An 11,483-nucleotide genomic window follows, 5' to 3' on the forward strand; every position below is an offset into this window, starting at 1 on the left:
AACTTAAAGAAAATAAAAACGGGAAGTTTGAATCGATCAATACTTCCCTTTTTTTTGTGGTACCTCCCAGATTTGAACTGGGGACACACGGATTTTCAGTCCGTTGCTCTACCAACTGAGCTAAGGTACCTTAGAATATATTTTAACTTTTTCTAAAAGCGTCGCAAAAGTACGCTCTTTTTTGATAAATCAAAATAGTAATCAACTTATTTTTGAAATTTTATCCTGAGGTTACTAAATGTACACGACTTATTCCCTAAAAAATATTGTGTACCTTTGTCCTCTGTGAAAAGAGAGTTTCTTATCAATATTGTCTTACTTTTTGTCATCAATCTGATGATAAAACCTATCTATATTTTTGGTATAGAAGCCAAAGTACAGGACTTGGTTGGTATCCAATCTTATGGACTCTATTTTTTTTATTTTAATTTTATATTCTTGTTTCAGTTTGTCAATGATCCTGGATTACAAAGCTGGAATGCACAGTATATACCAAAAAACAGATCTGAAATTCAAAGTCTCTTACCCGAAATCTTTCAGGCCAAAGTACTCCTGAGTCTGACATTTCTTTTCATGGTCAATCTAATTTCTTACTTTTTGGGTTACATAGATGGCGAGATGATCTTTTATATTTCGCTAAGCTTTGTGCTAAGTTCCTTTTTTATGATTTTGCGTGGAATGATTGCCGGATTGGGTTTTTACAGGACGGATAGTCTGATATCAGCTTTAGATAAACTTTTGATGATCATCATTTTGGGCTATCTTTTATATTTTACACCGCTACAATCGGGGTTTGATATTCTATGGTTTGTCAAGATACAGTGTATTGTTTTTGCTATAGTAAGTATCTTTGCTATGATGATACTCTTTTCCAAATCGCCATTGAGATTCAGACTTTTAAGTTATGAAAGGTGGTTGCTTTTACTTCGGTCAGGCGCACCTTATGTACTCATCATGATTTTTATGACCGCTTACAACAAGTTGGATGGTGTCATGCTCGGCTGGTTACTGGATGACAATAAATATCAGGCAGGAATATATGCAGCAGCTTACAGGTTTTATGAAGCTGCAAATATGAGTGGATATTTGTTTGCTTCCCTATTATTGCCGATGTATGCATCAAATATAGATCAAAAACCTATACTCACTGAACTCATTGGTAAGGGCACAAAACTTACTTGCATCATATCATTTATGCTTTTGGGTATTATATTTTTTTATGGTGAAAGGATCTTACAGTTCCTATACTCTGCATATCATCCGGACCTGTATACTACGCTCCAAGTAATAATGTTGGCCTATTGTCTGGTAGCAGTTTCTTATATTTTTGGGACATATATTGCAGCCACCGCCAAAGTGAAAAATTTGAATATTGTATTTGCTGCAGGACTGATAGTAAATATCTTATTGTGTCTGATATTAATCCCCGAATATGGTGCTTCAGGTGCCGCCTGGAGTACGCTTTTAACCCAGTTTTTTGTAATGGTGGGCCAGATATATCTAGTAAATAATCTGATCAGCCTATCTTTTCTGAAAAAGGATGTAAAGCTTATCCTTTTTTATGGTATTGCTGTAATTGTGGTATTCTGGGTAGTTGCCAAAATATCTGGTGGCTCATGGCTTCTAAATCTTGGATTAAGTATATTAATTTGTGTACTTTTGTCGTTTATTTTCAAAATTTTGGATAAAAAGGAAATCCTGATGATTTTCAAAGGTAATCAGTAAGCCTTTTTTACAGCAGATATATGGATAACGAATACAACCTTAATCTTTTTATACATCAACTTTTAAAGTGGAAAAAAGAGTTGGTAAGGGCGATAGTTCTGATAGTGATGCTTAGTATCGGTGGTAGTCTTCTTCTCCCCAACTATTATCAGGCCGAAACCACATTTTATGCCGCAAGTCCTGATCTGGCCAGACCCATACCGATAGGTGGAGATGAAAAGGATGTGAGGATATATGGCGATGACAAAGATCTTGACAGATTATTTACTATTTCATTATCACATGATCTTTTATTTCATCTGATTGATTCTTTTGATTTATATACACACTATGACATAGATAAAAACAGTAAAAAGTCTAAATTTAAGGTCAGGGAGGAGTTAGTGGAAAACTATAAAACTATCAAAACAAAGTATGGCGCACTACATATGATGGTAGAGGATAAAGATCCTGAAAAAGCAGCAGCGATAGTTAATGCAGCGAGAGAAAAAGTAGAACAAATCGCTCAAAAAATCGTCAAAGAATCTCAACTCAAACTTATAAGTAACTACAATGAAAATATCTTAATAAAACAAATCCAGAATGATTCTCTGGCAAAAAAGCTACAAAGAATAAAAGAAAGTGCTGATATTTTTGAAACATGGGGCCAGTCCGGTCTGTATACTAAAATGCTCTCCGATGCTACTTCTGAACTGGAAGAAGCTCGTAGTAAAATTACATTTTATAAAAAATATCCTGCTTATAAAGACTCGGTCATTAAAAATATGGCTATCGAAATGGGTGCTATCAATAAAGTAAACAAAGCTAATACTGAGCTTGAAAAATATGCTCCTGTGCTTTCTGAATTAAAACAATTGGAACAAGAACAAAGCAGAATTCATGATCAGATCAGTCTCGATAAAGAACGGCTTAAACAGCTCAATGCAACATATACAGCTCCTTTTACAGCCTTGCATGTAGTAGAAATAGCTGATGTACCTGTACAAAAATCGCGTCCAAAAAGATCTATAATTGTCTTACTTTCCAGCCTATGCGGTATCGCTTTGGCTTTTATGGCAGTATTTATAATTGAAAATGTTAAATTAGGTACTCCTGAATGATTCCCCTGTCTGAAATAAATATTTGTCATTCAACTTTCGAAATTTAGACAATGGGATCACTCATCAGGACGTGGTCGAATGACATCATTTTTTACCGTAGTTTTTTGATTCTGGTAGCAGTGGCTGTGGTGCTATCAATTTATTTTCAGCATTATTTTGCTTTCCTTTTGCCAGCATTTGTTTTAGGCATGGTGATTATTATTGAAGATTACAGACGATTGTTCTATCTCATTTTTCTGCTTCTTCCATTTTCCATTGAGGTTTATTTTGATGGCCCCGGTATGGGTACAGACTTGCCATCTGAACCTGTTATGTTGATGTTATCTTTTATTACCGTGGCTGTGCTTATTAGAAATAATCTCTCCTTTCCCAAATTTTACATCACTCATCCCATATTTATATTGATTGGCATTCATGTATTCTGGATATTTATCACTGCATTGAACTCAACGTACCCATTAATATCAGCCAAATTTTTCGCTGCTAAAATATGGTATATACTTCCTTTTTTTATTCTACCTTTAATATTTGTGAACCAATCCTCAGAATTGGAAAAATCATATAGAATTCTTTATAAATTTCTTTTTGTATCCATTTGTTATGTGCTCATAAGACATGCTTTTCATGGTTTTAGTTTTGCTTCGACATATGAAGTAGTCCAACCCTTCTACCGAAATCATGTCAGTTATGCAGCTATATGTGTAGTATGTCTTCCGTTTGTTTGGGCATTTTACAGGATCAATAAATTGGAAGGAAAGACCAATGTATTGATGACTATTGTTTTTATTGTATTCATAGCTGGGATATATTTTAGTTTTACCCGTGCGGCTATTTTATCCATGTTTATAGCCTGGGGAGCCTGGTATATTATCAAAAAAAAATGGGTAAAACCAACTCTGTTTATCTGTTTCATGGTCGCCATAATCTCGTCAATGTACCTTTCTATAGACAATAAGTATATGGATCTGGCGCCTGATTTTGAAAAAACAATCACTCACAGTGAATTTGATAATCTCCTGGAAGCCACCTATAAACTCGAAGACATCTCGTCTATGGAAAGAGTATACAGATGGATTTCAGGTATTGAAATGCTTAAAGACAGATTTTGGTTAGGTTTCGGACCGGGGAGTTTTTATTCTAACTATAAACTATACTCGATATCAAGCTTTCAGACTTATGTAAGTAACAATCCTGATCAATCCGGCATCCACAATTATTTCCTGATGACATGGGTAGAACAGGGTTTTATAGGATTTCTGATACTAATAGCTTTATGCTTTTGGTTGCTGATAGAAGGTGAGCGTCTTTACCATGCAGTTGCGGATATTAGAGATAAGTACCTCATCATGGCCACCTTGCTGGGATTGATCATCATCTTATCTATGTGTCTGATCAATGATCTGATAGAAACAGACAAGGTAGGTCCTTTTTTCTTTTTTAATGCGGCTATTATTCTATTTTATGGTCGGAAAGTTGCATCGTCTGACTATGAAGCGCACAAAGTTTCGAAATAGGCGACTGCTTTCATAATTCTCTTTCCACACTCCTCTTTACCTATGACAGTGATCGATTCCATGAGGTCAGGACCTTGCATACTTCCGCTTACAGCAATCCTCAGCAATGGCATATAATCGCCAAGCTTCAGACCCAAGCCTGAAATATATCCCTTTATGATGATTTCTGTCGTATCATCCTGATTACTGATGAGATTTTGGCTTATAGTTAAAAGGTGTTCCTTATTATCTGCTTTATATTTTTTTAATATGGTAGCATCATCGTATTTCTGCGGCGGAACAAAGAAAAATCGCGCATTGGAGATTATTTCATCTGTTTTATGTACTCTTTCCTTCATCAGACGACATACATCACTCAGATATTCGACCGAGACATGGTACCCTTCTTCTATGGCTTTGTTTTGGATAAGATAAGCCAGTTTGAGATTATCACTATGGATGATGTAATGTTGATTGAACCATCTGGCTTTGTCGATATCAAATCTGGCGCCTGATTTGACAATTTTGTCCAGATCAAATGCCTCACACATTTCATTTATGGTAAATAATTCCTGATCATTGCCCGGGCTCCAGCCCAATAATACAAGGAAGTTCAGGATAGCATCCGGCAAAAATCCATCCTCTCTGAATCCTGTAAAATTATCTTCCTCATGGTCACTGTCCCATGAAAGGGGAAATACAGGAAATCCAAACTTGGCTCCATCTCTCTTACTGAGTTTGCCTTGTCCTGTTGGCTTCAGTATAAGCGGAAGATGTGAAAATGACGGTGCAGTCCATCCCATACACTGGTACATATATACATGATGAGCGGTACTGGACAACCACTCTTCTCCTCTGATGACATGGGTGATCTCCATCAGATGATCATCTACGATATTGGCAAGGTGATAAGTAGGCATTCCATCACCTTTGAGTATGACTTTGTCGTCCAGTTCGTTGCTGTCAAAAGTTACATGACCTCTGATCTCGTCATCAAAAGAAATGGTGACATTTTCAGGCATTTTGAGTCTGATGGCGACATGATGGTTTTTTGACAATAGTGATTCCACTACATCCTGTGGCATGGTAAGACTGTTTTTTAAATTTTGCCTGCTGACATTATCATACTTAAAAGTAGAATTATTCTCTCGCATGGCGTCCAATTCATCCGGAGTATCAAATGCATAGTAGGCATGTCCTTGTTCCACAAGCCTTTCCGCATATTGCCGGTAGATAGACTTACGTTCTGATTGTCTGTAAGGGCCAAAATCTCCGCCAAACTCCGGACCTTCATCAGGCAAAAGACCGAACCATCTTAGTGATTCAATGATATATGCTTCAGCTCCGGGTACATACCTCAATTGGTCCGTATCTTCGATCCTGAGAATAAAGGTACCATTATTTTTACGAGCAAAAAGATAGTTATAAAGAGCAGTTCTGACTCCTCCTATATGTAATGGCCCTGTAGGACTAGGGGCAAACCGTACTCTGACTTTTGTCATAATTATTTTTGTTATCATTATAGGCCAAGGGGTATATTGATTTTAGAGTATGTATAAATTTTTATGTTTCACCTAAAGTGAGAAAATTTAAACATAGCTTTATTTACAATTTTCTGAAAAATAGCCTATTGAAAAAATCACAAAATGAAAATATATTCGTTAATAATAGAAATATTACTGTAATTCAGCCCGCAAAAATAGATTTAAATGCTGAATTCTACAAAATAAAATTATGTACTTAGTAAAAACACCCCCTGTAGTTAAAACATTATTTTCTGATTTTATCTGGAGTATGCCTTCAGATGAAAAGAAAGTGTATCTTACATTTGATGATGGTCCTGTACCTGTGGTAACTCCCTGGGTACTTGACGTGCTGAAAGACTATGATTTTGAAGCTACATTCTTCTGTGTAGGTGAAAATGTAAAAAACTATTCTAAAATATATGCAAGAATCCTCCGCGATGGGCATGCTACCGGCAATCATACCTTCAATCATCTCAACGGATGGTTTACTGATAAAGATACTTACCTGGAAAATATAAAGATGTGCGATGAATATGTGCATACTCAGCTATTCAGACCACCATATGGTAAGCTAAAACCAGGTCAGGCAGCTGGACTAAAAACTCAGAAAACCATCGTCATGTGGGATGTGTTAAGTGGCGATTTTGACAAGTTCCTTTCACCGGAAAAGTGTCTTGACAATGTGCAGAAAAACTATGAATCGGGTTCTGTAATTGTATTTCATGATAGTCTGAAAGCGGAAGAAAAACTTAAATTTATACTTCCGGCATTCCTCACACATTTGTCTGACAATGGGTATAAGGCTGCTGCCATACCTGCAGAAATCGGCCAATTAGTAGAAGTCTGATGCGTAACATCATGCCATTTTTAGTCATATTATTCTTTATATTGAGTTCTTACAATGCCTTTGGACAGCAAGACTGGCAATTGCAGAAAGAACAAAACAATATCAAACTATGGACAAAAAGTCTTGATGGCACTAAATTACTCCAGTTTAAGGCTGAAACTTACATAAAAGCTGATTTAGAAGCCCTATACAACCTCATGCGCAATGTGGAAAGTATGCACAAATGGTATGATAAAGTTAAAAAAGTTGTACTGCTGAAAAAAAATTCTGACTCTGAAGGCATCTATCTGCTAGAATATGGATTGCCATTGCCTTTTGAAAACCGCGTTTCGACGCTGAAAGGCAGTATTTCATTTGACAAAATAAAAGGCTTAATTAAGGTTAATTCTGATTATTACCACTTCAAAATACCGGAAACATATCAGGACTACCCATTGATTTCTCAAATAAAGAGTTCCTGGGAAATCGAATCTGTAACTAATGGTATGATCAGGATTGTTCATAGCGGCTATATGAATCCAGGAGGTAATATTCCGCTTTGGGTTACCAATGAAAGTGTTACATCGGCACCTATAAAATCCTTGTCTAATCTGAAAAAACTACTCAAAGTCAATGGCTAAGCATTAATCATTGCATCCATTGAACTCATTGAAGTCATTGAACTAATTGAAGTCCATTGAAGTCCATTGAACTAATTGAAGTCATTGAACTAATTGAAGTCCATTGAAATCTATTGTACCCCTTTGAAGTATTGGCTTGATTTTTGCCACCTTTTTTTTGACATTTACTTTCATTAGTTGGGGTATGTTTAATTTTTGATATTTCTGAGAAAGTGATAATCAAATAAACAATCTCTCTATGTAACACTGAGTTTTAGTATTATGAATCAGGATATCACTATCAGAAAAGCAGAATCAAATGACATACCCGCTATTTATGGTCTTGTTCATGAACTTGCAGTGTACGAAAAAGCACCAGAAGCCCTGAAAATAGGTATCGGCGACTATCTTGAAGCATTCAAAGAAGGGCTTATTGGTAGTTTTGTAGCCGAAATGTCGGGAAACATCATTGGCATCACTGTATTCTATATGACATTTTCAACATGGAGAGGTAAGTGTCTTTATCTCGAAGATTTTTATGTCCAACCTTCCTATAGAAAATATGGAATAGGTCAAAAACTATTTGAAGCATATCTGGATGAGGCTAAAAAAAGAGGAGCTCAACAGACCAAATGGCAAGTGTTGGATTGGAATGAACCGGCGTTAAACTTTTATAAAAAAAATAATGCGATGATAGAAAAAGAATGGTGGAATGGTAAAATATTTTTTGATTAGGCTTCAAAGAAGAATTCTCACTCCTTACGACTATGCCAATTGATCAACCCGACTATTTTTCAGTATAAAAGCATAAATAAACAATAAGGTGGCGTATTTTTGCCCCGGTTTTTTAAGAATCAAGTACAAGTAAACACACATATGGACTTTAAAAATTTAATTTCGCACTGCAAAGAATATGGTTTTATCTTCCCTTCATCTGAAATTTACGATGGCTTGAGTGCTGTATATGACTACGGTCCATATGGCGTCGAACTTAAAAATAACATCAAAGAATACTGGTGGAAGGCCATGGTACAAATGCACCAAAATATTGTCGGATTGGATGCTGCAATCTTCATGCATCCGAAAACCTGGAAGGCTTCAGGTCATGTGGATGCATTCAATGATCCGCTCGTAGACAATAAGGATTCCAAAAAGAGATATCGGGCTGACCAGCTGATAGAGGGACATGCAGAAAAAATAGAAGCCAAAAATATCAAAGACATCGAAAAAGCTAAAGCAAGATTTGGTGATAGTTTTGACGAACATCAATTCCGCACGACCAACGATCGTATCATCGAAAGACAAAAGCAAATAGATGCAGTACTCAACAGATTGGCTGCTGCTATGAAGGCCGGTGATATGGACGAACTAAAAAATATGATCGATGAGTATGAACTGGTTTGTCCCGAGAGCGGTTCACGCAACTGGACAGAGGTCAGACAGTTCAATCTGATGTTCAATACTCAACTTGGAAATATTGCCGGAGAAGAAGGCAAGCTTTACCTCAGACCTGAGACAGCTCAAGGTATATTTGTCAACTTTCTGAACGTTCAGAAATCTACTCGCCAGAAGATTCCTTTCGGGATTGCTCAGATAGGTAAAGCCTTTAGAAATGAAATCGTCGCAAGACAGTTTATCTTCAGAATGAGAGAGTTTGAGCAGATGGAAATGCAGTTTTTCATTCGTCCAGGTTCGGAGATGGAGTGGTATGCATACTGGAAAGAAACACGGCTGAAATGGCATAAAGCACTAGGTACGGATCCCGCAAAACTAAGATTTCATGATCATGCCAATCTCGCCCACTATGCCAATGCAGCCGTAGATATTGAGTTTGAGTTTCCATTTGGATTCAGAGAGCTGGAAGGTATTCACTCCCGCACAGACTTTGATTTGAGTCAGCATCAGGAGTTGTCAGGCAAAAAATTACAGTATTTTGATCCTGAGCTCAATGAATCTTATATACCTTATGTCTTAGAGACTTCTATCGGTTGTGACCGTATGTTCTTAGCGATGGTTGCAAATGCGCTACATGAAGAAACAGTACCTGATGCAGATGGACAGGACTCTGTAAGGACTGTAATGAAGTTGCATCCGGCATTGGCACCTGTAAAACTTGCTGTACTGCCCCTTCTGAAAAATAAAGAAGATCTGACAAATGCTGCCACAGCCATCTATGATAAACTCAAGCTGTCATTCAATTGTCAGTATGATGAAAAAGATGCCATAGGGCGAAGGTATAGAAGACAGGATGCTATAGGTACACCTTACTGTGTTACGATCGATTTCGAAACGCTGGAAAACAATACAGTGACTATCAGAGATAGGGACACTTTGGAACAGCACAGGATACACATTGATGACATCAGAAAAGTAGTACAGGAAAAGGTAGCCTTTGAAAATCTATTCTAAGAATTGTTTTTGCCTAAAAATAATCCAATTGGTAAATAGGGCTTTTCTTTTTACAATCTTGTTTATTATTGGATCAAGATGCTTTGTCATCGGACAATCTCTGGCTGTTCCTGCGGGTACATTTGTGAGTCCGGTTGATTTTTCATTCAAGTTGTCAGGGGGATTTAGTGAGCTAAGAGAGTCACATTTTCATGCAGGTATTGACATCAAACCATCCATAAAAGGTAAAAAGGACCGCATATACAGCATCGGCCAAGGATATGTGTCCAGAATTAAGGTGTCGACAGGAGGATATGGATATGGCTTATATATCGAGCATCCTGAGACTGGTTTTACTTCTGTATATGGTCATCTGGAATCATTTTCATCAAGAATAGACGAAATTGTAAAGCAACATCAAAATAAAACTGCATCATTTGAGGTCGATATCGCATTGACTCCGGATATCTTGCCGGTATCAAAGGGAGAAGTCATTGGTATCATGGGCAATTCAGGATATTCATTTGGCGATCACCTGCATTTTGAAGTAAGAGATACCAAAACAGAAAGACCTGTCAATCCATTTTTATTTGGTTTTTCAGCTCCGGACAAAATATCTCCCTCATTGGTCAATCTGGGCATACATGGTCTTGACGAAAATTTCCATAAGCTTTATGATAAAAAAATCCCATTACCTGCAGCTGAAAATGGGATCATTCAGATCGTGGAACCAATAGAAATTCCTGCTGAAAAAATAGGACTTGCACTTCATACCTATGACAGAGCTGATGGTGAACACAACAAAATGGGTATATATGGCCTCCATGTATATGCTGATGAAAAACTGATATACAGTTATCACATGGATAAAATTTCATTTGATCAGTCCCGTCAAGTCACTGGCTTTTATGATTATGCAGAAAGAAAACAGTCTGGCCAGTCTTATTCATTATGCTATAAACTACCGGGAGTTGAAATTGATTTTCTTGGTAAATCAGGAAGTGGCATCATCAAAATTTCACCTGATACTATTACAAAAATAAGAATGGTAGCTGAAGATTTCCATCGTAACCGAAAGACCTTAATCTTTAATCTAAAAAGAACTGAAAATATTATCGAGAAAGTTCAACACAATCCATATACCCGCTGGGTGAATATAGGTCAGCCCGCCGAAATCAGAGATGCCGGTGCTATTGTTATCTTTGGTAAAAATGCTCTTTACAGGAGTATTCCCTTTTTATTGGAAAAAAAACCCAATCCAAAAGGGAACACAATCTACCAGGTACATCATGAGAGAGAAGCACTCAAATCAAATATCGAGCTGCTGCTAAAACCAGATGTACTATATCCGGCACTCCGCAACAAGGCTATCATCGTCTGGATATCAGAAAAAGGCAAAAAGCACAATTGCGGAGGTACCTGGCAAGACAACTTTCTTCGGTGCAGAATCAATGAATTCGGTACTTTCACTATGCAGTACGATACCATCCCACCCACCATTAAAACTATTCTTTTTCGACCCAGAAATGGAAATACAAACAAATTCAAATTTGAAGTAAAAGATGACCTTCCTGTGAAAGGCAGAGATGCCGGAGATATTCAATATACAGTAAAAATTGATGGTAACATCATCATTAGCCCCTATGACTCCAAATCTTCGGTACTCGAAGTGCCTGTTCACCATTTAAATCCCGGAGAACATGATCTTCTTATCACGGTCAGAGACCATAGTGGCAACATAAGAGAATTCAAAAGTAGGTTTGTGAAATAGTCAAGAGACGGGATGAAATCGACGGAGTTTCATA

The 11,483-nt window shown here is 37.1% G+C and carries 9 protein-coding genes and 1 tRNA gene; 8 read left to right on the forward strand and 2 right to left on the reverse strand.

Annotated features, from left to right (window positions below):
- Window positions 1-57: 57 nt before the first annotated feature.
- Window positions 58-130 (reverse strand) — tRNA-Phe (locus tag IPK35_02210).
- Between the two features lie 146 nt (window positions 131-276).
- Here IPK35_02210 and IPK35_02215 point away from each other — a divergent pair.
- From IPK35_02215 to IPK35_02225, 3 genes are read left to right on the forward strand one after another with little or no spacing between them, the layout of a single operon-like run.
- Window positions 277-1,725, forward strand: a complete 1,449-nt coding sequence (locus IPK35_02215) for a polysaccharide biosynthesis C-terminal domain-containing protein (protein MBK8052112.1) — start codon at window positions 277-279, stop codon at window positions 1,723-1,725.
- Window positions 1,726-1,745: 20 nt separating this feature from the next.
- Window positions 1,746-2,825, forward strand: a complete 1,080-nt coding sequence (locus IPK35_02220) for a hypothetical protein (protein ID MBK8052113.1) — start codon at window positions 1,746-1,748, stop codon at window positions 2,823-2,825.
- A 50-nt stretch (window positions 2,826-2,875) separates the two neighbouring features.
- Window positions 2,876-4,339: an O-antigen ligase family protein gene (locus IPK35_02225; protein MBK8052114.1), complete on the forward strand. Its 1,464-nt coding sequence runs from the start codon at window positions 2,876-2,878 to the stop codon at window positions 4,337-4,339.
- Here the strand turns inward: IPK35_02225 and IPK35_02230 are convergent.
- On the reverse strand, window positions 4,312-5,820 hold the full coding sequence (locus IPK35_02230) for a glutamate--tRNA ligase (protein MBK8052115.1): 1,509 nt from the start codon (window positions 5,818-5,820) through the stop codon (window positions 4,312-4,314). The genes IPK35_02225 and IPK35_02230 overlap by 28 nt on opposite strands.
- A gap of 232 nt (window positions 5,821-6,052) precedes the next feature.
- Here IPK35_02230 and IPK35_02235 point away from each other — a divergent pair, with 232 nt between their 5' ends.
- The 5 genes from IPK35_02235 (at window position 6,053) to IPK35_02255 (ending at window position 11,449) form a co-directional block, all read left to right on the forward strand.
- Complete coding sequence (locus tag IPK35_02235; protein ID MBK8052116.1) at window positions 6,053-6,691, forward strand: polysaccharide deacetylase family protein; 639 nt, start codon at window positions 6,053-6,055, stop codon at window positions 6,689-6,691.
- Window positions 6,691-7,311 carry a hypothetical protein gene (locus IPK35_02240; protein ID MBK8052117.1) on the forward strand — a complete coding sequence of 207 codons (621 nt, stop codon included), beginning with the start codon at window positions 6,691-6,693 and terminating at the stop codon, window positions 7,309-7,311. Before IPK35_02235 ends, IPK35_02240 begins: the two co-directional genes overlap by 1 nt.
- A gap of 261 nt (window positions 7,312-7,572) precedes the next feature.
- Window positions 7,573-8,025: a GNAT family N-acetyltransferase gene (locus IPK35_02245; GenBank protein ID MBK8052118.1), complete on the forward strand. Its 453-nt coding sequence runs from the start codon at window positions 7,573-7,575 to the stop codon at window positions 8,023-8,025.
- 141 nt (window positions 8,026-8,166) lie between these two features.
- Window positions 8,167-9,699: a glycine--tRNA ligase gene (locus IPK35_02250; protein MBK8052119.1), complete on the forward strand. Its 1,533-nt coding sequence runs from the start codon at window positions 8,167-8,169 to the stop codon at window positions 9,697-9,699.
- Window positions 9,700-9,727: 28 nt separating this feature from the next.
- Window positions 9,728-11,449, forward strand: coding sequence for a M23 family metallopeptidase (locus IPK35_02255; GenBank protein ID MBK8052120.1), 1,722 nt, complete (start codon window positions 9,728-9,730; stop codon window positions 11,447-11,449).
- The last annotated feature ends 34 nt before the right edge of the window (window positions 11,450-11,483 follow it).

It is taken from the genome of Saprospiraceae bacterium, assembly GCA_016713025.1.
Lineage (GTDB): Bacteria > Bacteroidota > Bacteroidia > Chitinophagales > Saprospiraceae > OLB9.

Coding starts and splice junctions, on each gene's coding strand:
- IPK35_02230 (MBK8052115.1), bottom strand. CDS start 5,820: ATGACAAAAGTCAGAGTACGGTTTGCCCCTAGTCCTACAGGGCCATTA.
- IPK35_02235 (MBK8052116.1), top strand. CDS start 6,053: ATGTACTTAGTAAAAACACCCCCTGTAGTTAAAACATTATTTTCTGAT.
- IPK35_02250 (MBK8052119.1), top strand. CDS start 8,167: ATGGACTTTAAAAATTTAATTTCGCACTGCAAAGAATATGGTTTTATC.
- IPK35_02245 (MBK8052118.1), top strand. CDS start 7,573: ATGAATCAGGATATCACTATCAGAAAAGCAGAATCAAATGACATACCC.
- IPK35_02240 (MBK8052117.1), top strand. CDS start 6,691: ATGCGTAACATCATGCCATTTTTAGTCATATTATTCTTTATATTGAGT.
- IPK35_02220 (MBK8052113.1), top strand. CDS start 1,746: ATGGATAACGAATACAACCTTAATCTTTTTATACATCAACTTTTAAAG.
- IPK35_02225 (MBK8052114.1), top strand. CDS start 2,876: ATGGGATCACTCATCAGGACGTGGTCGAATGACATCATTTTTTACCGT.